General features: G+C 72.5%; 17 protein-coding genes and 1 pseudogene. 8 read left to right on the top strand and 10 right to left on the bottom strand.

All coding sequences use genetic code 11. The features are described from left to right. Positions 1-19 precede the first annotated feature (19 nt). Positions 20-1,195, bottom strand: a complete 1,176-nt coding sequence (locus tag ACZ6TI_RS40020; RefSeq protein ID WP_465350485.1) for a glycosyltransferase family 4 protein — start codon at positions 1,193-1,195, stop codon at positions 20-22. A 98-nt stretch (positions 1,196-1,293) separates the two neighbouring features. Between ACZ6TI_RS40020 and ACZ6TI_RS40025 the strand changes: the two genes are divergently transcribed. Both ACZ6TI_RS40025 and ACZ6TI_RS40030 read left to right on the top strand, forming a co-directional pair. Then, a complete protein-coding gene (locus ACZ6TI_RS40025; RefSeq protein ID WP_465350486.1) occupies positions 1,294-2,679 on the top strand; it encodes a S28 family serine protease in 1,386 nt (461 codons plus the stop codon). Beyond that, on the top strand, positions 2,660-5,644 hold the full coding sequence (locus ACZ6TI_RS40030) for an MGH1-like glycoside hydrolase domain-containing protein (protein ID WP_465350487.1): 2,985 nt from the start codon (positions 2,660-2,662) through the stop codon (positions 5,642-5,644). Before ACZ6TI_RS40025 ends, ACZ6TI_RS40030 begins: the two co-directional genes overlap by 20 nt. On the opposite strand, the gene ACZ6TI_RS40035 is transcribed toward ACZ6TI_RS40030, so the two are convergent. The 8 genes and pseudogenes from ACZ6TI_RS40035 to ACZ6TI_RS40070 form a co-directional block, all read right to left on the bottom strand. Beyond that, positions 5,610-6,209 (bottom strand): GNAT family N-acetyltransferase, encoded by a 600-nt coding sequence (locus ACZ6TI_RS40035; RefSeq protein WP_465350602.1) that lies wholly within the window; start codon positions 6,207-6,209, stop codon positions 5,610-5,612. The genes ACZ6TI_RS40030 and ACZ6TI_RS40035 overlap by 35 nt on opposite strands. 278 nt (positions 6,210-6,487) lie before the next feature. Beyond that, positions 6,488-7,132, bottom strand: a pseudogene (locus ACZ6TI_RS40040) (DUF6185 family protein); the annotation flags it as partial. Next, positions 7,023-7,595 (bottom strand): hypothetical protein, encoded by a 573-nt coding sequence (locus tag ACZ6TI_RS40045; protein WP_465350603.1) that lies wholly within the window; start codon positions 7,593-7,595, stop codon positions 7,023-7,025. The pseudogene ACZ6TI_RS40040 and the gene ACZ6TI_RS40045, both read right to left, overlap by 110 nt. Positions 7,596-7,945: 350 nt before the next feature. Next, on the bottom strand, positions 7,946-10,375 hold the full coding sequence (locus ACZ6TI_RS40050; protein WP_465350488.1) for an immune inhibitor A domain-containing protein: 2,430 nt from the start codon (positions 10,373-10,375) through the stop codon (positions 7,946-7,948). A gap of 147 nt (positions 10,376-10,522) precedes the next feature. Beyond that, positions 10,523-11,182: a response regulator transcription factor gene (locus tag ACZ6TI_RS40055; protein WP_465350489.1), complete on the bottom strand. Its 660-nt coding sequence runs from the start codon at positions 11,180-11,182 to the stop codon at positions 10,523-10,525. Between the two features lie 16 nt (positions 11,183-11,198). Then, positions 11,199-11,846, bottom strand: coding sequence for a helix-turn-helix transcriptional regulator (locus tag ACZ6TI_RS40060; RefSeq protein WP_465350490.1), 648 nt, complete (start codon positions 11,844-11,846; stop codon positions 11,199-11,201). Further along, complete coding sequence (locus ACZ6TI_RS40065) at positions 11,846-13,096, bottom strand: hypothetical protein (RefSeq protein WP_465350491.1); 1,251 nt, start codon at positions 13,094-13,096, stop codon at positions 11,846-11,848. Before ACZ6TI_RS40065 ends, ACZ6TI_RS40060 begins: the two co-directional genes overlap by 1 nt. Beyond that, positions 13,093-14,418 carry an AfsR/SARP family transcriptional regulator gene (locus tag ACZ6TI_RS40070; RefSeq protein ID WP_465350492.1) on the bottom strand — a complete coding sequence of 442 codons (1,326 nt, stop codon included), beginning with the start codon at positions 14,416-14,418 and terminating at the stop codon, positions 13,093-13,095. Before ACZ6TI_RS40070 ends, ACZ6TI_RS40065 begins: the two co-directional genes overlap by 4 nt. 62 nt (positions 14,419-14,480) lie before the next feature. Here ACZ6TI_RS40070 and ACZ6TI_RS40075 point away from each other — a divergent pair, with 62 nt between their 5' ends. From ACZ6TI_RS40075 to ACZ6TI_RS40100, 6 genes are all read left to right on the top strand, one after another. After that, the gene (locus ACZ6TI_RS40075) at positions 14,481-15,179 is read left to right on the top strand and encodes a response regulator transcription factor (RefSeq protein ID WP_465350493.1); all 699 of its coding nucleotides are present in this window, start codon (positions 14,481-14,483) and stop codon (positions 15,177-15,179) included. Then, positions 15,176-16,432, top strand: coding sequence for a sensor histidine kinase (locus ACZ6TI_RS40080; protein ID WP_465350494.1), 1,257 nt, complete (start codon positions 15,176-15,178; stop codon positions 16,430-16,432). Before ACZ6TI_RS40075 ends, ACZ6TI_RS40080 begins: the two co-directional genes overlap by 4 nt. Before the next feature lie 67 nt (positions 16,433-16,499). Further along, on the top strand, positions 16,500-18,437 hold the full coding sequence (locus ACZ6TI_RS40085) for a fibronectin type III domain-containing protein (RefSeq protein ID WP_465350599.1): 1,938 nt from the start codon (positions 16,500-16,502) through the stop codon (positions 18,435-18,437). Positions 18,438-18,459: 22 nt separating this feature from the next. Further along, complete coding sequence (locus ACZ6TI_RS40090) at positions 18,460-19,455, top strand: AAA family ATPase (RefSeq protein ID WP_465350495.1); 996 nt, start codon at positions 18,460-18,462, stop codon at positions 19,453-19,455. Between the two features lie 2 nt (positions 19,456-19,457). Further along, positions 19,458-20,564 (top strand): DUF58 domain-containing protein, encoded by a 1,107-nt coding sequence (locus ACZ6TI_RS40095; protein ID WP_465350496.1) that lies wholly within the window; start codon positions 19,458-19,460, stop codon positions 20,562-20,564. Continuing rightward, on the top strand, positions 20,543-22,663 hold the full coding sequence (locus tag ACZ6TI_RS40100) for a transglutaminase TgpA family protein (RefSeq protein ID WP_465350497.1): 2,121 nt from the start codon (positions 20,543-20,545) through the stop codon (positions 22,661-22,663). The genes ACZ6TI_RS40095 and ACZ6TI_RS40100 overlap by 22 nt, the downstream gene beginning before the upstream one ends. Here ACZ6TI_RS40100 and ACZ6TI_RS40105 read toward each other — a convergent pair. After that, the gene (locus tag ACZ6TI_RS40105) at positions 22,629-23,873 is read right to left on the bottom strand and encodes a protein kinase domain-containing protein (protein ID WP_465350498.1); all 1,245 of its coding nucleotides are present in this window, start codon (positions 23,871-23,873) and stop codon (positions 22,629-22,631) included. The two genes, ACZ6TI_RS40100 and ACZ6TI_RS40105, sit on opposite strands and share 35 nt — an antisense overlap. Between the last annotated feature and the right edge of the window lie 9 nt (positions 23,874-23,882).

Here is a 23,882-nt window from a genome sequence, read left to right on the forward strand (position 1 = left end):
GCGAACGCGTCCTCGCCGATCACCTAGTGGCTTTGGCACCCAAGGACAGGAAGAACGCGTTCCAGGTCTCGGCCACCGCGGGCATCGAGTAGCGCTCGGCGCTCTTCAGCGCGGCGGCGCCCATCGCGCGCAGCCGCTCCGGGTCCTCGATCAGCTCGCACAGCGCCGCGGTCAGCGCGTCGACGTCCTCCGGCGGCACCAGCAGGCCGTTCACGCCGTCCTCGATGATCTCGGCGGGACCGGTCGGGCAGTCGTACGAGACCACCGGCAACCCGTTCGTGATCGCCTCCAGCAGCACCATCGGCAGGCCCTCGAACCGCGAGCTCAGCACGTAGATCGAGCTGGCCGCGAGCTCCTTGTCGAGCTGGCGGGTCAGCCCCGGCATCCTGGTCGACCCGCTCAGCCCCAGCTCGGCGGCGCGTTCGGTGATCTTGGTGCGCAGCGGGCCGGCGCCATAGATCACCAGCTGCCACTCCGGGTGCCGGGCGTGCACCCCGGCCCACGCCTCCACCAGCAGGTCGAAGCCCTTCTGTCGGGCGAACCGGCCGGCCGCGATCACCCGCTTGGCGTCGGGGGAGGAGGCCGCGTCCGGGCGCGGCGGGATGCCGTTCGGGATGCACTCCAGCCGGACGCCGTCGCCCAGCGCCTTGCGGTAGTCCGCGAGGTCGTGCGCGGTGAGCACGGAGACCCCGTCCAGCCGCGGGTAGGCCCGCACGATCGCCGCCTGCAACCCCGGCTTGTAGGTGCCGAAGTTCATGTGGTCCTGCCCGATCCGCACCAGCCGGCGTGGCGCGAACCAGGCGGACATCAGGTTGAGCCCCGGACGGGTGGTGATCAGCACGCCGTCCTTCGCGGCCCGGAAGTAGCGGACGATCGCCAGGTCGACCAGCGGGTCCCAGCGCTTGTAACGGAAGTCGTTGCGGTGTGGCAGCCGGTTGCGGAACCGCCGGGTCTTGCGCCAGAACCGCGAGTTGGTGCCCTCCTTGTCGGTCCAGCGGGAGCCGTCGTCGCGCAGATCGGTGAGGCTGATCAGCGTGACCCGGTCGTCGATCGCGAAGACCGGTTTCTCCCGGTTGCGATAGACGCTGGCGATCTCGACGTCGTGCTCAACGCACAGCGCGTTCGCCTGATTGATGACCGTGCGGATGGTTCCGCCGGCGCCGTAGGCGTTGTTGAGCACGTACCGGATTTTCACCCGGCACACGATAGTCGCGGCGCGCACCTGCCGTTGTCCGGCCGCCCGGCGCGATATGGTCAGGCGTCGATGAAGACGGTGACTCACCGGGGGATGAGATGTCGCGGTTGAAAGCCCTGTTCGCCACGCTGATCGTGGTTGCCGCCGCCCTGGTGGCGCCGTCCGCGGCCCAGGCCGCCCCGCCGGACATCCTCGAACAGCTGCGCCGGGTCCCCGGGCTCACCGTGGTGGGCGAGCGGGTGGCGCCGGCGCCCTACCGGTTCTTCGACCTGACGTTCACCCAGCCGGCGGACCACCGAGACCCGTCGCAGGGCACGTTCCAGCAGCGGATGACGCTGCTGCACCGGGGTGTGGACCGGCCGACCGTGCTGCACACCACGGGTTACGGCGTGCCCGGCAGCATCTTCCGCAGCGAGCCGGCCCGGCTGGTCGACGGCAACCAGCTCTCGGTCGAGCAGCGGTTCTTCCCGCCCTCCCGGCCGGCGCCGGCCGACTGGGCCGACCTGAACATCTGGCAGGCGGCCACCGACCACCACCGCATCGTGCTGGCGATGAAGGCGGTCTACTCGCTCAACTGGATCTCCACCGGCGCCAGCAAGGGCGGCATGACCTCGATCTACCACCGGCGGTTCTACCCGGCGGACGTGGACGGCACGGTGGCCTATGTGGCGCCGCAGGACGTGAACGAGAACGAGGATTCCGCGTACGACCGCTTCTTCGAGGGGGTCGGCACCGACCCGGCCTGCCGCGCCGCGCTCGACGCCGTGCAGGCCGAGGCCCTGCGCCGGCGCGCCGCGCTGGTCGCGAAATACGAGGAGTGGGCGGCCGCCAACAGCCGCACGTTCACCATCGTGCACAGCGCCGACCGCGCGTTCGAGTTCATGATCAACGGCACCACCTGGGCGTTCTGGCAGTACGGCGTGCAGAGCATGTGCGCGGACGTGCCGCCGGTGACCGCCCCGGACGACGAGATCCTCGACTGGGCGGACCAGGTCTACGGCCTCGACTCGAACACCGACCAGGGCATCACCGGGTTCGTGCCCTACTACTTCCAGGCCGCCACCGAGCTGGGCTACCCGACGCCGAAGCTGCGGCACCTGGCCCGCCTGCAGCACTACCGGGGGCAGGACGAGGCGAAGTCCTATGTGCCGGCCGACCTGCCGGTGCGCTTCAAGCCGAACGCGATGGACGACATCGACCGCTGGGTGCGGCAGTCCGGCCGCCAGCTGCTCTTCGTGTACGGGCAGAACGACCCGTGGGGCGCCGAGCCGTTCCAGCTCGGCCGTGGCACCCAGGACTCACTCTGGTACGTCGCACCCGGCGCCAACCACGGCGCGAACATCGGCGCACTGGTCCCGTCCGAGGCCGCCACCGCGACCGCCGCCGTGCAGCGCTGGGCCGGCATCACGGCGCCGGCCGCCGCACGCACGGCGAAAGCCTCGGTGGACTCGTACAATCCGGCTCTTGATCGTCGGTTCTCCTGAGATGTCGCCACTCGCCGCGTTGCTCGCCACGGTCCTGACGCTGGTCCCCCCGCCGCTCTATCCGGTGGTGGGGGAGAGCACCACGATCCTCGACCACCGAGCGCTGCTGGGCGCGGCCGCGGAGCCGGAGTGGTACGAGGCGAACATCCCGTTCGTCGACGTGCCGGACGAGGAGATCCAGGAGACCTACTACTACCGGTGGCGAACCTTCAAGGAGGCGCTGAAATACACCGGGCCGGACGACGGCTGGATCGTCTCGGAGTTCCTCGGCCCGGTGGGCTACTCGGCGCCGAACGGCGGCATCAACGCGGCGGCCGGCCACCACCTCTATGAAGGCCGGTGGCTGCGCGACACCCGCTACCTCGACGACTACCTGGACTACTGGCTGCGCGGTTCGGGCTCGGCGGCCAAGCCGGCCACCGAGGGGCTGGGCCGCAACAGCTACGACTGGGCGCACCAGTACTCGTTCTGGGCGGTCGACGCGGCGCTGGCCCGGGCCGAGGTGAGCGGCGACTTCGGTTACCTGGTGGACCGGCTGCCCGAGCTGGAGAAGCAATATCAGACCTGGCAGGACACCAACTTCGACGCCGCCAAGGGGCTCTACTGGCAGACGCCGGTGTGGGACGCGATGGAGTTCACCGCGAGCTCCTATCAGAGCCCGGACCCCTATCACGGCGGCGACGGCTACCGGCCGACGCTGAACGCGTACCAGTACGGCGACGCCCGGGCGCTGGCGAAGATCCTGCGCCGGGCCGGGCAACCGGCCAAGGCCGCCCGCTACGAGAACGACGCGAAGCGGCTGCGGGAGGCGCAGGAGCGCGAGCTCTGGGACGGCGACTTCTACAAGCACGTCATGAAGGACACCGGCCGGACCATCGCCGACCGTGAGCAGATGGGCTTCGTGCCGTGGTACTTCCACATGGCGCCGGCCGGGAACGCCGCCGCCTGGCAGCAGCTCACCGATCCGCAGGGCTTCGCGGCGCGCTTCGGGCCGACCACCACCGAGCGGCGCAGCCCGTGGTTCATGCACGAGGCGCTCAACGGGTGCTGCCGCTGGGACGGGCCGTCCTGGCCCTATGCCACCAGCCAGACGCTGACCGCGATGGCGAACCAGCTGATCGACTACCCGGCACAGCCCTATGTGGACAACGAGGACTACTACCAGGTTCTCCGGGGATACGCGCTGACCCAGCGCAAGAACGGCCGGCCCTATGTGGCCGAGGCGCACCACCCCGACGAGGACCGCTGGATCTACGACGGCTTCAACCACAGCGAGGACTACAACCACTCGACCTTCACCGACCTGGTGCTCTCCGGGCTGCTCGGGATCCGGCCGCAGACCACGGACTCGGTCGAGATCGCGCCGCTGGCGCCGGCGTCGTGGGATCACTGGGCGGTGGAGAACGTCGCCTATCACGGGCGCAATCTGAGCGTGGTGTGGGACGCGTCGGACTTCTACGGTCGCGGGCGGGGCCTGAGCGTGTGGCTGGACGGCGTGCTCGTGCACCGGCAGCCGACCCTGGCCAAGGTGTCCGTGCCGGTGCCGGCCGCGCACCCGGAACGGCTTCCGTCGCTTGTGGACGATGCGGCGAACGTGGCGGAGATCGGTTATCCGCTGGCTCGCGCGTCGTACACCTGGGCCGGCGACCGGGCGGCCAACGCGATCGACGGGCAGGACTTCCACCTGGACGTGCCGTCCACCCGGTGGACCACCTGGCAGTCGCCGAACCGGGGCGACTGGCTCGAGGTGGACCTGGGCGCGGCGACCGTGGTCTCGGACGTGCGGATCGACTTCTACGACGACGGTGGCGGGGTGCGCACGCCGTCGACCTATGCGCTGCAATACCAGCTCGCCGACGGCGCCTGGCAGGACGTGCCCGGCCAGACCCGATCACCGGCCGCGCCGGTCGGCCGCGCGATCAACCGGGTCATGATCAGTCCGCCGCTGACCACCGACCGGCTGCGCGTGCTGCCGACGCGGGCCGACGGCGGCGCGGTGGGCGTCACGGCCGTCCAGGTGTGGCGGCAGCCCGACCCCTCGCTCGCGGTCTCCTTCACCGGCCTGCGCGAGGGGGCGGTCGCCGCGGACGCCGGGCGCACCGTCACGGTCCGCACCCGGGTCTCGGCCGTCCGCCACGCCCGCGACGTGCGGGTCGCGCTCGAGGTGCCGCGGGGGTGGTCGGCCCGCGCGGTGACCGCCACGGAGGCGGGCCGTCTGACCAGGGACGAGACTTTGGGTACGACCTGGCGCGTGACGATTCCGGCCGGCGCCGCCCTGGGTGACGGCCCGCCGATCCGCGCGCTGGCCACCTCGCGGGGTGGCGGTGGGGTGAGCGGCGCGGTGGCCCCGGTCAAGTGGTTCTTCGACCCCGCCGACTTCCCGGTGGTGGCCTGGCAGGACGACTTCAGCACGGACCGGCTGGCGTCCTATCGCGTCGACCAGCTGATCGGCAACGAGCCGCCGCCCGCGCTGTCGGTCGCCGACGGCGCCCTCACGGCCCGCTCGTCCGGCCGGTCGTTCGGCGTGCTGGCGGCGCCGGTGACCGGCTCGCCGGCGGGCACCGCGGTGATCGTCACACCACGGTCGTTCTCCGGCGCGTCCCCCGAGGACAGCCTCTTCGCCGGCGCCTCCCGATCACCCGGGGACAACGCGCTGATCTGGTACAACAACAACTTCGGCTCGTCCGGCGTGGACGTCAAGGTGGGCGGCGTGTCCCGCCCGGAGGCGACCGGCGGTTGCTGCGCCGACGTCCGCTGGCAGCCGGGCGACCAGCTGGCGGCGGTGACCAGGGACGGCCACCTGAGCACGTGGCTGCACCGGGCCGGCGTCTGGAGCCAGATCCACGACGCCCCACTCGCGGCCGCTGTGGACAACGCCACGGTCGCCACCTGGAACCCGGCCTTCGGCCTGCGCCTCGACCCGGGCGCCATCACCCTCGACGAGGTGACTGTCCGCACCCGCTGACCTGGCGGACCATCACGCAGTTGCCCAGGCCCTTGGGGCGGTCGTAGGTGAAGCCCTCGCGTTCGTACATCGTGCGGGTGCCGTTGTAGAGGAACGATGAGTTCTTCTTCCGGACGCCGCCGGTGTCGTGCGGGTAGCCCTCGACCCGGCCGCCGCCGGCCCGCGCGATCAGCTCGACAGCTCCGCGCAGGGCGATCGTCGCCAGACCCTGACCGCGAAGGGGGCGTTCGACCATGATGCAGGTGATCCGGTAGTCGGGCAGTCGCTCGGCCGTGGCGAGGTACTCCTTGCGGTGCTGGATGCCGGGCAGTTCCCCGGGTGTTCCGTATTCGGCCCAGGCGACGGCCAGGTCGCCGTCGTAGACCAGCGCCGCGTGCGCGATCCCGTCGGCCACCAGACGCTGCTTGAAGACCCGGTTCCCTTCATCGGCCAAGCCCAACTCCGCGCGGCCGGGATGGAACTTGGTGCACCAGCAACCGGCGAACATTCCCTTGTTCCGCTCGACGAGAGCGGCGAAGTCCTCGAACGTGTCCGGCGAAAGCGCCTTGATCGTGAAGTCGGACATCCCAGCAACGTACCTCCGATCATGGACGTCGGCGTCCGGTAGCTCGCCGGCCAGAAGGGCCGACCCGGTGCCGGTCGCAGCAGTTTGTCGAGGATCTTTGCCGCGTCGGCTCGACGCTTCGGGTCGGAATGCGCGGAGGCGATCAATGCGATGATCGCGATTAGCAGCGCGAATCCGGCGGCGGAAATGGTGAGGATCAATTCGCTCATGTTTGGAGTCCCCGGCAACCTGCAATGTTTCTGAGCTGGTCCGACACTCCAAACGTAGCTGTAGATCGCCATTATCGCGGCGAGCTGGGCCAACGCGAACGTTGCCTGCGCTTTGGCATTGCCCAGCCGATAGCTGGCGAGCAGCGTGCGCAACGGCCGGAACCCCACCGAGCCGAGCCGCCGAACCGTGATCAGATCCATGCTCACCGCGATTACCGAGAGGCTGATGAAGGTGAGGGCGCACTGCAGCAGCGCCAACGGGTTCACCTGTTCGCCGAGCAACGTATTGAGAGCGGCCTCCAGCCCGAGGGCCGTGGCGACCACCGCGGTCAGAGCCAGCGCCTTGCCCGGGCCCCGGCGGCCCGGCAGTCGACGCCACAACACTCCGACCACGAAGCCATGCGCGGTCCACCCGAGCAATGTCAGACACACCCTCCTAACAGCCCTAGGACGAGCATGTATTGGTCGGCGGGCCGAAGCCATGCTGACGTCGTCCAATCGGACCACAGCAGCCAGGCGGAGGCTGGAACGCCGATGAACGTGCCGATCCTGGCACCGGCAACTCCGTTGCGGAATGCCGATCGGTGCGGCCCCATTGCGAACATTAGGGCGAAGGTGAAACAGACCACGCCCGCACACCCTGCGGCAAGGACGGTTCCTCCGAGTCCAACAGCTCCCGGAGTAGAGGCACCACGGCGATGGCCGCGCAGGCATACGCGAGGGAGTAATTGCTGAGAGCGCTCGGGTAGGAACTCAACTCGTCGCCGAACACTCGCAACAGAGGATCCATGGGGTATTGCACCCACCGGGTCCGCGCCAGTCCGCGTAGGTGTCGATCCATCGCTGTAGCAGGATCGCAGCAGTAACGGTCAGGCTCAATGCGAGGCACCACGCGCCGGAGCGCGAGCGCAGGAAGGCTCGGAGCGATAGTCGCTGCGGGGCCCTGCCCCGCCGCGTTGGCGAGATAGACATGCATCGGCCAAGACAGTGGGTACCACTCCTCGTCGACCATGTCGAACGACGTCAGTTCCACGATCGACAGCATGGGTAGGAACAGCACCAGGACGATGACGCGGCGCGTCCATCGTGTCTCGGCAGGGCGTCTCAAGCGAGCCAAGGCAGCGAGAAGCAACGCCGAGAAAACCGCGTCGAAGATCCAGAAGAGCGGATACGTCACCCATCTCCAGGCCTCGTGACTGGTCATGCGGGTGCTTGAAGTCCGGCCATCCGGCTGGAGCAGGACGCCGGGCGCTCCTATGCCGGCCGCCGGCTCGCGCCAGACGGCCTGCCGTGCGTCGGCCCGCACCGGAGGCCACGAAAACACTCCGACCGTCCACGCCCGAGGGGCCTCGATGCGGATCTCCTCGAGGGTCGCACCGGCCAGCGCGGCGGAGTTGCGGAACTCCGCCCGCCACGGAGTTTCGGGGGAGGACCCGCGCTGACTGGAAACCCCCGATCGGTGGACCTGTAGGTCGGCGCCCGGGAACCGAAAGGCTCCCGGGCGCCGTTGGTGGAACGGTCAGTGGATCAGGAGATGCGGATCTTGGTTGAGGTGCCGTTCTCCTCGACCACTCGGATCTTCACGCCGACCGCGGGAAGCTTGACCCCGTGGTTCGGCAGCTCGTCGTAGAAGTACTTCTTGGTGTCGTCGAACAGCGGCTGCCCGGCCTGGCCCCGGATGTACGAGGGGTTGCCGTTGATGTGCAGCGTGAACGAGTCGGCCTTGCGAAGCCCGAACGGCGCGTCGTAGACCTGGATGCGCGAGCTCCACGGCAGGCCGTCCAGCCGGTACATCGGGCGCGGGTGCGCGTCGATGTAGAGGTTCCGGCCCTGGCCCGGGTGCCAGCCGGTGTCGTTGTCCACCTGCGACCGGTCCCAGTAGGAGATCAGCACACCCTGTTGATAGGAGTAGTGCTCGACGAAGTTCGGCTTCGTGTTGGCGAACCCGAAGTTGTACGGGCCGGTCTTGAGATAGCGGTCGTAGGACACGTAGGTCCGGTGGCCCGCGATGTAGAAGTTGTCGTAGTCGTTGGTCGCGCTCGTGCCCACCGTGGTGAATCCGCGCAGCGTCCACGGCGAGGCGCTCTCGGCGTCGTCGCTGAACAGCACCGTGCTGCCGTCGACGACCTGGATGTTGTCGGCGAAGAAGCCGCCGGCCGAGAAACCACCGTCGGTGCGGTAATAGAGCTGCAGGTAGACGTTCTGCCCGGCGTAGGCGTCCAGGGACACCGACACGTCCGCCCACTGGTTGTCGGTGCTGCCGCTGATCGCCGGCCGCGGCGGGTTGGCCCCGTCCCGGATGAACGGCTCACCGTTGACCGTGCCGTCCAGGGCGGTCCACTTCTGCCCGTCCAGGGACGCGCGCACGTACAGGTAGTCGAAGTCCTCTTCGATGTTGTAGCGCGCCTTGAACGTCAGCGTCGGATCGGCCGCGCCGGTCAGATCGAACTGGCGGGTCATCGAGTTGCGCAGGTCGTCGGCGTTGCCCGAATAGTATTGCCGGCTGCCGGAGAACGGCGCCCCGAACTCGGTGGTGACCCGTTTCTTCGGCAGCACCACGACGGCCGCCTGGGCCTTGGCGGTGTTGTACTCCTGTGGACCGAGGTTGATCGTGCGCTTCTGCTTGGCCACCACGGTCTCGTAGTCGAGCCAGCCGAGCTGCAGCTTGTTCCACGCGCCGAGGTCGCCCGGCCGGGTGCCGAGCGGCTCGCCGGCCGCGTTCAGGCGGCTCTGCGACATCAGCGTCCAGTACTCGTTGTTGCCACCCACGCCGGTCAGCACCGCGTAGTCGTCCGGCAGGCCCAGGTCGTGGCCGTACTCGTGGGCGAAGACGCTGAGCCCGCCGTTCTCCGGCTGGATCGTGTAGTCGCCGATCCACAGGCCGGTGTCGGCGATCTCGGTGCCGCCGAGCAGGTTGCCGCCCGGGCCGCGGTCACCCTCGTCGTCCTGGTAGGCGAAGGCGCGGTGGCTCCAGATGGCGTCCTCGCCCTGCCACGGGTCGCCGTCCGCCTCGTCGCCGCCGGAGTGCACGATCTGGAAGTGGTCGAGGTAGCCGTCCGGCTCGTTGAAGTCGCCGTCGGCGTCGAAGTCGTATCGGTCCCACTGGTCGAAGGTCTGCAGCTCGGCGACGATCTCGGCCCGGGTGCGGCCGCGCGCCTCCTGGTCGGCGACCCACTGGTTGGCGGCGTCGCGCACCAGGTCGTAGGTGGTGTTGCAGACGTTGCTGGAGCAGACGTTCGGGTCGTCGCCGTTGGCGTCGTTCGGGATGTCGCCGGAGCGGCCGTAGCGGGCCTCGTTGTATCGCACCTTGACCCAGTCGGTGACCGTGCCGTCCACGCTGTAACGGCCCGAGGACTGCGTCTCGTAGTAGGTCTTGACCGACTCGACGCCGCTGCCCTCGCCGAAATAGAGCTCCTGGTAGTGGTCGCGGTTGTAGTCCGCCTGCCAGTTGGTCTTGTTGTCGACCGACCGGTCCGGCGCCGGGATCTGGTTGTGCACCGGCCCGTCGAACCGCTGAGGTCCGAGCTTGGCCGGGTTGGTGTCGCGATCCGGGAACCGCGGATCGCGCTCGTTGCCGAACTCGGCCAGGATCACGAAGATCCGGTCGGTCTTCTCCCGGGCGAGCTCCACATATTGATCGCGATCGGCGGTGGCGCCGCGGCGGTCGCCGGCCTTGCCGAACGCTCCGCCACCGGCGGTCTGGCCGACCTTGACGACCGTGCTGCCATTGCGCTGCTGCGGCTTCACGCGGCCGGACAGGACGTCGCTGACCGCCTTCTCCCGCAGCGCCCGGCGCTTCTGCTCGAGCGGGCTGATCAACTCATCGTTGGCCTGGCCGGGCTCACCCGTGACAGCGGGCGCGGAGGGCGGCGGGGCCGCCACGGCCGCCGGACTGAGCGAGATGCCCACTCCGGACGCCAGGCTCAAACTCAATAATCCAACTACGACTTTTCGCATTCGACGAACCCCCCGGTTCCTCAGGCCGGACCCCAGTGGCCGGACCTGGACGCGCCCATATAGGAACGTAGACATCGAGGAACGCCAACGGAAGAGGCAGCTGCTCACGGCCGGTTGGACAAATTGCTTCGGGTCGGGAATGTCTGTTCAGGCCCGCAGGAGATAGCCGACGCCGCGGACCGTGTGCAGCAGCGCGGGCGGGCCCAGCTTGCGGCGCAGCTGGGCGATCAGCACGTCGAGCACGTTGGAGCTCGGCGGGACCAGCTCGTCCCACGCCGCGGCGATCAACTCCTCGCGCAGCACCGGGCGGCCGCCGGCCAGCACGAGGCGTTCCAGGACCGCGAACTCCTTGGCCGACAGAGCCAGCGGGCGGCCGCCGCGGGTCACCTCGTACCGCTCGCGGTCGATCGCCAGGCCCGCGTGCCGCACCGCCGGCGGCGGGCCGACCGGCGCCGACCGCCGGCAGAGACTGCGCACCCGGACCACCAGCTCTTCCGTCGCGAACGGCTTGCCCAAATAGTCATCGCCCCAGGCCAGGCCGGCCACCCGCTCGGCGGTCTCGCCGCGGCCGGTGAGGAACAGCACCGGCACCGACCAGCCGGCCCGGCGCCGACCGGCCACATAGTCCAGTGCGTCGCCGGTCGGCAGCATGCGGTCGAACACCGCGCAGTCGTAGGTGTTCACACTCAGCGCCTCGTCGACCTCGGGCAGGTCACTGGCCGTGTCCACGGCGAACCCGGCCCCGCGCAGCGAGGCGTCCACAGCGACCCGGAGATTCTCGTCGTCCTCGGTGACCAGCACCCGCACGAATCACACGATAGCGTCAGGCGGTCCGTGCCAGCAGTCCTCGGTCCGCCGCCTTGAGGCCGGCCTGGAACCGGCTGCGGGCTCCCAGCCTGGTCATGATGGCGGCCATCATGCGCCGCACGGTGCGAACTGATATGCCCAGCCGGGCCGCCGCCGACTCGTCGGTGCAGCCCGCCGAGAGCAGCGCGAGCAGTTCCCGCTCGCGCACGGTGAGCCCGGCGCAGTTGGTCGCCTCCGACTGGGTCAGCGGCGCGGCGGTGGCCCAGAGCTGCTCGAACAGCGCGACCACGGCGCTCACCACGCTGGGCAGCCGCACCATCGCCAGGTCGGCCGGCCGGCGCTCGCCGGGCAACATGGCCAGCGCGGCGTCCACCACGGTCGCGTCGGTCGGCACGCACGGCACGGTGCGCACCTCGGCGCCGGTCAGCGAGAGCCGGCCCAGCCGCAGCGCGAGCACCGCGTTCGAGCGCACCTCCTCGGGCAGCAGGATCCGGTAGCGCACGCCGCGCCGCAGGTTGTCGTGGTCGGCCCGGCGCAGCGGCGCGCTCAGCTCGCCGGTGCGCGCCACCAGCACCTCGCGGCTCGCGGTGGCCAGCGCGGCGTCGATGCCGGCGTGGGTCGACACCAGGGCGGGCCGGACCACGGGAAGGGAATGGACGGTCATCAGAGCGCTCCTCCGATCGGCAGCGACGCGAGGACGGCCGGTCCGTGCCGGCCGTCCAGCCGGTGCAGGCGCACGCCCAGGTGGGCGGCGAGGGTGGTGAGCCGGGACACGGCGCGGTCCGCCGCTCCCGGTGAGGTGGCCGCGACCCGCAGCACGCCGTCGCCGGCCGGGCGGATCGCGATGGTCAGGGCGACGTCGCGGCGTTCCGCGAGCAGCCGGTCGACGGCCTCCCGCGGCGCGCCCTCGAAACTGAGCGTGACCTGGCTGATCGGACCGGATCGCCAGCCCCGCCAGCGTTCCCGCGACGGCCCGGCGTGCGCGATGCCGTGCAGCGTCGCACCCAGGTCCACAGCGGACAGTGGGGTGAACTCGCGCCCGCTCTTGCGCAGCCGCCGCACCACGTTCCCGAGCGTCACCCGCAACGTCTCGTCGGCCGCCACGTCGGCGTCCCGCCGCACGGTGACCGCCAGCCAGGCGCCGGGCCGCTCCTGCTGCGGCCCGCGATGCAGGACCAGCTGCAGGTCGATCTCCGGCCCATCGGCGTCGGCCTCGATCTCGGGGAACGCTCTCTCTTTGTTACGCGCGACGACAGTCAGGCCTTCCGCCCGGACGAGCACGCCGTCCGAGGCGATCGACGCCCGCGGTGGCAGCGGCAGGTGCTCGCCGGCGAAGCTCTTGCGCCGCACCACGAACCCCATCCAGGTCCCGGCCAGCGAGGACAACCACACCCCGCGCACCCGCATCGCGCTGACCAGCAGCAGCCCGGCCGCCGCCACCCCGGCCACCGTCGCCGCCACCGGGCCGCGCCCGGTCGCCACGAAAGCGAGCACGACCGCCACCTGCCACGCCGCGATCCGCAACGCGGACACCGGCGAGCTCCGGCGGGCGAGCTCATCCGGCCGACCGGCGTGCGCAGCCGCGTGCCGTGGCGCCGCCGGGGTCTTCGTCGCCGGGGTCCTCGCCGCCTCGGCCCGTCGCGCCTTCCGGGTGGCCCTCTCCGCCCGGGTGGACTTCTCCGCCCGAGTGGACTTCTTCGGCCGGACGGACTTCGCCGGCCGGGCGGCCTTCTCCGGCCCGGCGGGCGGCGGAACGAACACCGGAGCGCCGGCCGGGCGGTGCCTGGGCTCGGCCCCCGGCCCGGCCAACCCACCGCGGGCGCTGTAGACCTGATTCACGGATGAATCGCTCGGCTTGGTGCGGCCGGGCGGGTCGGTGCGCGCCGCCGCGACCACGAAGCGTGCCGTCGTCATGCCGCCACCCTCTTCCGCATCCAGACGGTCGCCGCCGCCTGCAGGAGTGCCGCCGGATTGCCCTCGCAGCGCCGCACCACCGGCGCGTCGGTGCGTCCCGCCGCGGTCGCGAACAGCGCGGTCGCGGCGGCCGGCCCGAGCGGTCCGAGCGGCACCCGGGCCGCCCCGTCGATGTGCACCGGCGTCCGGGCCGTGACCAGCGTCAGCGTGCCCGCGCCGACCGGCAGCAGCGGCCACACCTGGTCCCGCGCGCCGGCCCCGTCGAGCACCAGCAGCACCCGTCGCCGGGCCACCTCGGACCGCCACAGCGCGGCCTTCTCGTCCAGGTCCGCGGGCAGGTCGGTGACGCCGATCCCGCGCAGCAGCCGGTCCAGCACGGCGTCCGGGCCCAGCCGCATCGCGACGAAGAACTGCCCGTCCGGATAGGACGCGGCCAGGTGATGCGCGGCGTGCACGGCGAGCGCGGTCTTGCCGACGCCGGCCGGGCCCTCGATCAGCACCACCGGCGCGGCGCCGCTCGCCGCCCGGCGGACCGTGGCCAGCTCCGCGGTGCGGCCGACCAGGCGTACGTCGCGGGGGAGCTCCCGGCGCACCGGGGTGGCCCGGGACGAGCCGAGCACCTGGCGCTCGGCGGCGGCCAGCGCGGGGCCGGGAGTGACGCCCAGCTCGGCGTCGAGCACGTCGGCGGCGCGGCGGCAGGCGACCAGCGCCTCGGTGCGCCGGCCGGTGGCGTGCAACGTGCGCACCAGCTGGGCCCAGGCGGCCTCCCGCAGGGGCGCGTCGGCGGTGATCCGGCGGAGCGTACCCAAGGCCTGGTCGTTGTGACCCAGCTCGAGTTGCACCTCGGCGAGGTGCTCACGCAGCTGGAGTTGCAGCTCGTCGAGCCCGGCCGCGGCCGGCGTCTCGATGCCGGAGAACGGCCGGCCCCGCCACAGGCCGAGTGCCTCCTCGATCAGAGCCAGCGCCTCGGCCGTCTCGATGCCGGACCGGCGGGCCGCGACCGCGAGCTCCCGGGCCCGGTCCGCGTCGATCTCACCCGGCGCCACCCGCAACCGGTACGCGTCCGCCCGCCGCTCGATCCGCGAGGCGCCGTCCAGATCAGGCAGCATCCGCCGGAGCTGCCACATGTAGGTCTTCAGATTGGCCTCGGCGGAAATCGGCATGGCCGGTCCCGGCCAGGTGGCCGCGATCAACTGGTCGACGGCGATCCACGCGTTAGGCTGCTGCAGCAGACTGGCCAGCACGGTCGCCGGCTTGCCCGCGCCGAGCTGGTGCACCTCGCCGGTGTGCACTTCGAGCGGTCCGAGAATTCGATACAGCACCTGCCTGCCCTCCCCTGCCGGTCCGGTGCCGATGACGATCCACCGGGGCGCATGAGATTCCGATGACACGGCCCAAGCGGCCCCGGGAGGTTTCGGTGCGGGTGATGGTGGTCGAGGACGACGAGAACCTGCGGCTCGCGGTGACCACCGAGCTGGCCGGCGCCGGGCTCGACGTGGACCAGGCCGGTGACCTCGCCGGCGCGGACCGGATCCTGGCCGCCGGCGGCGTCGACTGTGTGGTGTTCGACCGGATGCTGCCGGACGGCGACGCGATCGACTACGTGCACCGGCGCCGGCAGGCGGGCTGGGTGGTGCCGGTGCTCTTCCTCACCGCCCGGGACACCATCGCCGACCTGGTCGCCGGCTTCGAGCACGGCGGCGACGACTACCTGGTGAAGCCGTTCGCGGTGGCCGAGATGACCGCGCGGGTGGTGTCGCTGGGCCGGCGCGCCGGATCGGGCCGCCCGTCGGTGCTGCGGCACGCCGACCTCGAGCTCGACTCGGCCCGCCGCCAGGTGCGCCGGGCCGGTGTGCTGCTCTGTCTGACCGCCAAGGAGTTCGCGGTGCTCGAGCACCTGATGGGCCGGCCGGGCAGCGCGGTGAGCCGCACCGACCTGATCGAGCACTGCTGGGACAGCAGCACCGACCCGATGTCCAACGTGGTGGACGTGACGGTGCGGCGGCTGCGCGGCAAGCTCGGCGAGCCGGAGCTGCTGCACACCGTGCGCGGCCGTGGTTACCGCATCGGCGGCGACGCGTGAGCGGATCCGCGCTGGAGCGGCTGCGCGGACTGCCCAGCCAGCTCGCGCTCTGGGTGACGCTGTTCAGCGCGGTCGGTTACATCGTCTGCGGCGCGCTGGTGATCCGGGCCGACACGCGGCAGCGTGAGCTGCGGATGGAAGGGCAGCTGCTGCGCGTCACCTCGAGCGTGCAGCGGCTCCTCCAGGAGGAGGACGCCACGCTGGTCACCGAGGCGGTGAACAAGGACCAGTTCACCACGTCGTCCTGCCCGCGGTTCACCATCCAGCCCGGACCGGCCGCGCGGTTCGAGCCGTTCGTCAGCCAGGGCGACTGCGCCGATCTGGCCCCGCCGATGCTGATGGGGCTGGTCCATCAGTCGGTCAGCCGGGGACAGATCCGCAACGGCTACCTGCCGGACGGGCAGGGCCGGCAGGTGCGCGTGCTCGCCGAGCCGTTCCGCTGGCAGAGCGGGCAGTACGCGGGCGCGGTGGTGGCGATGATGGACCCATCCGCCGAGCACGCCGGGCACCGCTGGGTGGTGCTGCTGGTGATCGGGGGCGGCCTGGTGCTGCTGGCGGCCGTCGGCGCGGGGTCATATCAGCTGGCCAACCGGGCGATCAAACCGGCGGCCGGCGCGCTGGAGCAGCAGGAGACGCTCCTCGCGGACACGGCGCACGATCTGCGTACGCCGGTGGCCGGGCTCCGGGCACTCGCCGAGGCCGCGCTGGCCAACCCGGCCCAGCGCGCCGAGCTGCTGCCGCGCACCGTGGAGCTGTCCCGGCGGATGGGCACGATCATCGACGGGGTGCTGATGCGGGCCCGGCTCGCGGTCGGCGTGGAACCGCTGGCGGTCGAGCCGGTGTGGCTGGACCAGCTGGTCACCACGGTGGTCGAGGAGACGCCGGTGAACGGCGCGCGGGTCACCGTGACGACCGCCCCGACCAAGGTGAACGCCGACCCGGCGCTGATGCAGCGGGCGATCGGCAATCTGCTGGACAACGCGCTGCGGCACGGCCGGGTCGAGGACGAGCCGGCGGTCGTGCAGGTCACCGTCGCGGGCGGCCGGGTGATCGTCGCCGACCACGGCCCGGGCATCGATCCGTCGGTGGCGTCGGAGAACTTCGACCGGTTCGCCAGCCCCGGCGGATCCAGCGGGCTGGGCCTGTCGATCGTGCGGTGGGTGGCCCAGGCGCACGGCGGCACGCTGCGGGTCTACAACGCCGAGGGCGGCGGCGCCATCTTCGAGATGGCCCTGCCCAGCGAGGACGTCTGAACCGGTTTCCCCCTGTATCCGCAATGGACCGATCATGTACCAGGTCTTCTATGCTCGCGGGGTGACCATGACAGCGGGGGCCCGGGTGGGTCGGTTGCTGCGGTCGTTCCAGCCGCGCCGCGGCGGGCGGCTGCCGCTCGCGCTGCTGGTGGTGGCCTGCGCGGTCGCCGTCACGGCGGCGGTGGCGGATGCCGACGCGGCCCCGCCCGGCCTGCGCTTCGCCCAGCTCGGCCACTGGATCGCCAACCCGGCGGACGACACCGTCTCGCATGTGAACGCCTCGGCCGGCAAGGTCGACGCCCAGGTGCAGATCGAGGGCATCGACGACGGCAGCGAGGTGATCCAAAGCGAGACCAGCGGTTATGTGATCAGCCGGGAAAAGCTGCTGGCGTTCGGCAAGTCGACCCTGCGGGTCGAGACGTCGATGATCCCGCCGACCGGTGAGGCGCCGTTCCCGATCGAGGCCCGCGGGGTGGCATATGTGGTCTATCGCGAGGCGGGCACGGTGGTGCGCCTCGGCGGCGACGACCCGGTGCTGATCGCGGCCGGCAGCGGCCTGGGCGACCCGGTGGCCACTCCCGACGGCACGCTCTGGCTGCACCGCAAGGGCAACAACCGGCTGTGTCAGCTGGCTCCGGCGACCGATCTGGTGTCCTGCCCGGCGTCCGCGCCGGCCGGGCACACCGGCGCGCTCACCGTGGTCGGCAAGCAGGCGGCCTTCGTCGACACCGAGAACGACACGATCACCCCGCTGACCGGCGACGGCCTGGGCCGGCCCAGCCGCATCGGCGACCTGCCGGCCGACGCGAAGATCGCGCCCGCCGACGTGGACGGCCGGGTCGCGGTGGTCGATCAGCGCTCGCGCACGCTCTTCCTGGTGGACGGCTCCGGACTCGGCACCGGCCGCGCCGAGCCGCCGGTCCAGGTCGCGCTGCCCGAGGGGGATTATGCGGCGCCCGCCGCGAGCCGCTCCTCGGTGGTGCTGCTCGACCTGCGGGGCAACAAGGTGCGCACCTACGACCGGCAGGGCCGCGCGCAGCAGGAGACCGCGTTGCCCCGCGAGACCGGCGAGGCGCGCCTGCGCCGGGGCGAGGACCGGCGGGTCTATGTGGACGGCGGCCAGGGGCGAAACGTGCTGGTGGTCGGCGACGACGGCCGCACGGTCACGGTGCCGGTGACCGGTGCTCCCGGGCCGGACGCGTCGGGGCAGCCGGGTGCGCCGCCGTCGGCGGAGCAGCCGATGACCCCGGCGACCGAGCAGCCGAAGCAGCCGACGCCGGGCCGCGAGCAGGGCAACGACAACGACACGCCGCAGCAGGATCCGACGCAGCGCACGCAGCCGCGGCAGCCCACGACGCCCCGGACGAATCCGCCCAGAACCACTCCACCGCGCACCGATCCACCCCGGACCAACCCGCCGGCGCCACCGGCGCGGCCGGGCATGCCACCGCGGCTCAGGGCCTCCGCCTCGGGCACGAGCATCGCGGTGAGCTGGGGCGCCGCGGCCGCGAACGGCGCCCGGGTGACCGAATACCACGTGACCTGGACCCCGTCGGGCGGCGGCAAGGCCGGTTCGGCCAACCGGACCGGCGGCAGCCGGTCGATGACGATCGGCAGCCTGGAGCGGGGCAAGACCTACCGCATCACGGTCGCCGCGCGAAACTCGGCCGGCCGTGGCTCGGCCGCGTCCACGAGCGCCACCGTGCCGCGCCCGGCCCGGTCGATCACCGTGTCCCGGGGCAACAACACCACGCACGAGCCGGACTGCGGGCCGCCGAACTGCGCCTGGGTCAAGGTTGTGATGCGCGGCTTCCCGCCCAACACCAGATACAAGATCAACATCTATTCCGACGACTGGGGCAACTTCAACGGGGCCGCGCTGACCACCGACTCGTCCGGCTCGCTGGTGGTCAGCGACCGGTTCGCGGCCGCCCCGGTCGGGCAGCGGGTCTGGGCCACCGCCGGCGGCGTCGAATCCAACCACTACGCGTGGCCGAGCCGATGAATCTTCCGGAGGGGGTGCGCGGATGACGGCGTTGGAGCGGCCCGCGCGGATGACGGCGCTGGAGCAGGCGGCGGTGCTCGGCGCGGCCGAGGCCGCGGCGGCGATCTCGGCGAACGTGCGGCGGGTGATCCGCGGCAAGGACGACCTGGTCCGGCTCGCGGTCGCCGGCCTGCTCGCCGAGGGCCACCTGCTGATCGAGGACGTGCCCGGCCTCGGCAAGACCACGCTCGCCCGGGCCGTGGCGCGCAGCATCGGCGGGCGTTCGAGCCGCATCCAGTTCACCCCCGACCTGCTGCCCGGCGACATCACCGGGGTCACGGTCTATCGGCAGAAAGAGGAGAGTTTCGCGTTCCACCCGGGCGCGGTGTTCGCCAACGTGGTGGTGGCCGACGAGATCAACCGCGGCACCCCCAAGACGCAGTCCGCCCTGCTCGAGGTGATGTCCGAGCGGCGGGTCACGGTGGACGGTGAGTCGCACCCGGTGCCGCGCCCGTTCCTGGTGGTGGCCACCCAGAACCCGATCGAGCTGGAAGGCACCTACCGGCTGCCCGAGGCCCAGCTCGACCGGTTCCTGATGCGCCTCTCGGTGGGCTATCCGGACCGCGAGTCCGAGGTCGGCGTGGTGCTCGGCAGCGCCACCGGCGAGGGCCCCGACGACCTGTCCGCGGTGGTCGACCCGCACACCCTGCAGGGCGCCATCGATCAGGTGCGCGCCCAGCACGTCGATCCCGCGATCGCGGATTACGCGGTGCGTCTCGCGCAGGCCACCCGCGAGCACGCCGCGGTGCGTTACGGCGCCAGCGTCCGGGGCAGCATCGCGCTGGTCCAGGCCGGCCGGGCGATCGCCGCGATCGACGGCCGGGGTTACGTGACCCCCGACGACATCAAGGACGTCGCCGTACCGGTGCTCGCCCACCGCCTGGTGCGCACCGCGGAGGCCGAGCTCAACCTGCGCGGCGCCGCCGGCATCGTGGCGGAGGTGCTGGCCGCCGTCGCCGTGCCGACGGCGAGCGCCTGACCGTGCGCATCACCGGCCGCGGCCTCGCGGTGTCCGTGGCCGCCGCGTTGCTGCTCGCCGCCGGCCTGGTCCTGCGCTTCCCGATGCTGACCGTGCTGGGCGCGATCCTGGCCGCCGCGGTGTTCGCCGCGGTCGCGCTGACCGCCCCGCCGCTGCGGGTCGAGGTCCGCCGCGCGGTGCACCCCGACCGGGTGGAACGCGGCCGGCCGGCGCTGGCCCGGCTGCACGTGCGAAATGTGGGCCGGCGCCGCCAGACCGGCTTCGTGGCGGTGGACTCCGCCGGCGGTGGCGCCCGCACGGTTCCGCTGCCCGGGCTGCTCGGCGGCGCCGAGGCGACCCGGCACTACGAGCTGCCCACCGGCGGCCGCGGCAAGCTCACCGTCGGCCCGCTCACCCTGCACCGCGCCGACCCCTTCGACCTGGCCCGGCGGCGGCTGTCCACCGGGGACACCACCACGCTCTGGGTGCACCCGCGGCAGTTCCCAGCCCGGCCGCTGACCGCCGGCGTGCCCCGGCACCACCACGACGGCCTGCCGGACAGCGCGCTGCGGGGCTCGGTCGAGCTGCTCGACGTGCGCGAATATGTGCCCGGCGACGAGGTCCGCCACCTGCACTGGAAGGCCACCGCCCGGACCGGCCGGCTGATGGTCCGCGACCTGGCCGACCCGCACCGCGGCCGCACCACGGTGCTGCTCGACAACCGGCCCTCGGTGCTCACCGCCAAGCTCTTCGAGGACGCCACCGACGTGGCGGCGTCGCTGCTCGTGGCGTCCGCCCGCGCCGCCCAGGACACCCGGCTGATCACCTGGTCGGGGCGCGAGGTGGCGGTGCAGGGGGGTCCGCTGTCGGTGCGCCGCGTGCTCGACGAGCTCAGCGAGGTGCGGCAGGACGCCGAGGACGGCCATCCCTCGTTCCCGCCGGGCGGCGGCCTGGTCGTGGTCACCGGCGGCGGCGCGGCGCTCGGGCCGGTGCTCGCGCGGCGGTCGCAGTTCGCCACGATCGTGCTGGTGGCGCTGGGCGGCACGGTGGAGGCGCCGGGTGGGGTCCGGGTGCTCGGGGCGGCGGGAGCGTTGCAGGCGGTGCGGGCATGGAACGACACCATCGGCTGACCTTGCGGACCGTCGCGGTGGTGCTCGCGGCGGCCGTCGCGGGGCTGCTCTTCGCACCGGTCTTCGGCCTGCGCGCGGTGCTGCTCCCGGTGCTCGTGCCGGCCGCCGCGGTGCTCGCCGTGACGCTGCTCTGCGCGCGCAAACCGGTGCTGGTCGACTGGCGCCCGCTGCTGGCCACGCTGGCCGGCGTCCTCGCGGTGGCCGAGACGCTGCTCTTCCCGACCACGAAGTTCGGGTTGCCCACCGGCGGCACGCTGCGCGCCCTGGCCGGCGGCGTGATCGACTCGTGGCAGCTGGTGCTGCAGTCCACCTGGCCGGCCCGGCCCGACCCGGACCTGCTGATCTTCGTGCCGCTGCTGGTCGTGGTCGCCGCCGTGCTCGGCGCCGAGGTGCTGCTGCGGCTGCGCGCGCCGCTGCCGGCCCTGCTGCCCAGCCTGGCCGTGGTGGTGCTGAGCCAGGTCTACTCCGCCCTGCCGCCCGGGCCCGCCGCGGTGTCCGCGCTGGCCTATGCGGCGGTGGCCGGGACGGCGCTGGCCACCGGCGCCACGGTGCTCCGGGTCGCGGCCGCGGCCGTGGTCGGCCTGCTCGCGGCCGGCCTGACCACGGCCCTGCTGCCGGTCGCGCCGGCGAGCTACTCGCTGCAGCAGGGCCAGGCCGCCCCACTGGTCGACACGCTGCCGGTCAACCCGCTGGACGACATCGCCGCCCGGCTCGCGCACCCGGACACCGAGGTCTTCCGGGTCACCGGCGGCGCCGGTGTGGACCGCTGGCCGCTGGTCGTGCTGGACGGCTTCGACGGCGTCAACTGGACACCCACTGCGCCCTACCGGCGACTCGGCACCGAACTGCTGCCCGGCCCGGCGGTCACCGTCGACGTGCGGATCGAACGGGCGCAACTGACCGTGACCGGCACCGGCGGGCCGTGGCTGCCGAGCCAGACCTGGCCGGCCTCGGTCGACGGCATCGCGCCCTATGTGGCCGAGCGGGACGGCAGCCTGCTGCTGCCCGGCAGCGACGGCGCCGCGCGGTACGAACTGAGTTGGTGGCAGCCCGAGGTGGCGGCGGCCGCGCTGGGCGACGCCCCGATCGACCCGCTCGCACCGGGCGGACTCGACGTGGGCGACGTGCCCGAGGACGTCGAGGACATCCCGCTGCTGGCCCTGCGCGAGTTGCGGCCGTCGTTCCGGTCCGCGCTGGTGCTCGAGGAATACCTGCGCACCAATTACCGGCCGGCCGGCGGGCAGAACCTGCCGGCCGGGCACGGCTGGCCGCAGCTGCGCGAGTTCCTGCTGTTCAGCAAGCGCGGCACCAGCGAGCAGTTCGCCGCCGCCTATGTGGCGCTGGCCCGGATGGCCGGCATCCCGGCCCGGCTCGTGGTCGGCTTCCGGATGCCGGCCACCCGGACCGCGGACGGCGTGACGGTCGTGCACAACCGCGACGTGCTGGCCTGGCCCGAGGTCGCGGTGCAGGACGTCGGCTGGGTGCCGCTCGACCCGATCGGCACGGCGACCGGTGTGAACGCCGGATCGGGACTGGCCGCGCAGGCGCAACAGGCGCGCGAGCAGTTGCCGCCGCCGGAGGAGCTGCTGGACGCGCCGATCACCCCGGTCACCCCGCCGGGCCCGGCCGGCGATGCCGATGCGGCGCCGGTGCCGTGGCTGGCGCTGCTCGCGGTGCCGCTGTTGCCGCTCGTCGGCTGGCCGGTCGGGGTGCCCGCGGCGTGGACGCTGCGGTCCTGGCGGCGGCGCCGGCGACCGGGGACGGCGGCGGTGCTCGGCGCCTGGGCGGAGGTGCGGGACCGGCTGCGGGCCCACGGCGTGGTGGTGACGCCGGGCATGACGGTGCGCGATCTGAGCGTCGCCGCGGGCACGGTCACCGACCCGGGCACGGTCGACGAGATCCGCCGCCTGGCCGGCACCGTCGACCGGGCACTGTGGTCACCCGCCGCCGACGGCGACGCGGCCGCGGCCTGGTCTTCGGTCCGTGCGGTGCGGCGGGGGCTCGCCGGTCGCGGCTTCCCGCGGCGGGTGTGGGCGATGCTCGACCCGCGCCCGCTGCTGCCGGTCAGTTCGAGCAGACGGCGTCGCGAATCCCCTTAGGCGCGCTGCGATAGGGCCCCCGGCCGTCGGTGCCACGGATGTCGAAGCAGTAGCGCTTCAGCGGATCCACCTCGACCCGGTACATGGTCGCGGACTCGACATAGATCTCCTGACGGGGTCCGCCGTCCGGCGCGATGGTGATCAAGAAAGTCAGCTCCGCGCTGCTCGTCCAGGACAGCTCGACCTCGTCGCCGTGGTCGATCGGGTCGGCCAGCTCGATGCGGACGGCGTCGGCGCTCGGGCCGGCGGCGGACGCGCTGCCCAGCGCGATCGGCGGATCCATCTGCGGCACGTCCATGTCCCGCGGCCGGCTGAGCGCGAGCAGCACGGCCACCACGGCCAGCAACGCCACGATCGCACCGCCGGCCAGCATCGGCGGGCTGGGGCGGCGGCGCCGGCGCTCCGGGCCGAACTCCAGGATCGGCGCGCCCAGAGGCACCGCCGACGGGACGTCCGGCCGGGTCAGCCGGGCCGCCGGGTCCACCGGTCGCTGTGCCGGATCCTTCGCCAGCAGCTCACCGACCAGTGCGGACAGTCCGCGCGGCAGGTCGGTGCGGTCGATCCGGGGCGGCGGCTCGGTGAGCACGCGCAGCACGTGGTCGCCCTCCGGCTCGCCCGGACGGCGGGGGAACGGCGCCCGGCCGGTCAGCGCCAGGTAGAGGATCGCGCCGAGGCCGTACCGGTCTGATCTTTCGTCGAGAACGCCGTCCCGGATCGTCTCCGGCGCCCGGAACGAGGGATCGCCGTCCGGCGGGAATGCCCGGCGCAGGGCCGCGCCGAAGTCGGTCAGCACCGGCTCGCCGGACGACCGGAACAGCACGTTGCCCGGCGTCACCCCGCCGTGCACGACACCGGCCGCGGACAGCGCCTCGGCCAGCGCGGAACCCAGCGCCAGCGTGTCCGCCGCGGACAGCGGGCCGAACCCGTCGATCAGCTCCGGCAGGGACTGGGCGAGCAGCTCGCGACGCAGCGCCCGGCGGCCGTCCGGCAGATCCACGATCCGGTCCGCGACCACGATCGGCGCGCTCTCCGCGACCGGCGCGAGGCGCCGCAACTCACCCTCCACCTCGATCCTCGTACGCCGGTCCAGCCGATCCGGCAGCACCTTGAGCGCCCAGCCCTGCCCGGTCGCCGCCTGCACCCCGGCCAGCGTCGTGCCCGGCGGGTCACCGAGCTCGACCAGATCGCGGTAGTCGTCCTCACTCGTCATATGTGGTGA

This window comes from Actinoplanes sp. NPDC051388 (genome assembly GCF_055586225.1).

Coding starts and splice junctions, on each gene's coding strand:
- ACZ6TI_RS40025 (WP_465350486.1), top strand. CDS start 1,294: ATGTCGCGGTTGAAAGCCCTGTTCGCCACGCTGATCGTGGTTGCCGCC.
- ACZ6TI_RS40035 (WP_465350602.1), bottom strand. CDS start 6,209: ATGTCCGACTTCACGATCAAGGCGCTTTCGCCGGACACGTTCGAGGAC.
- ACZ6TI_RS40050 (WP_465350488.1), bottom strand. CDS start 10,375: ATGCGAAAAGTCGTAGTTGGATTATTGAGTTTGAGCCTGGCGTCCGGA.
- ACZ6TI_RS40060 (WP_465350490.1), bottom strand. CDS start 11,846: ATGACCGTCCATTCCCTTCCCGTGGTCCGGCCCGCCCTGGTGTCGACC.
- ACZ6TI_RS40065 (WP_465350491.1), bottom strand. CDS start 13,096: ATGACGACGGCACGCTTCGTGGTCGCGGCGGCGCGCACCGACCCGCCC.
- ACZ6TI_RS40075 (WP_465350493.1), top strand. CDS start 14,481: ATGACACGGCCCAAGCGGCCCCGGGAGGTTTCGGTGCGGGTGATGGTG.
- ACZ6TI_RS40085 (WP_465350599.1), top strand. CDS start 16,500: ATGACAGCGGGGGCCCGGGTGGGTCGGTTGCTGCGGTCGTTCCAGCCG.
- ACZ6TI_RS40090 (WP_465350495.1), top strand. CDS start 18,460: ATGACGGCGTTGGAGCGGCCCGCGCGGATGACGGCGCTGGAGCAGGCG.
- ACZ6TI_RS40100 (WP_465350497.1), top strand. CDS start 20,543: ATGGAACGACACCATCGGCTGACCTTGCGGACCGTCGCGGTGGTGCTC.
- ACZ6TI_RS40105 (WP_465350498.1), bottom strand. CDS start 23,873: ATGACGAGTGAGGACGACTACCGCGATCTGGTCGAGCTCGGTGACCCG.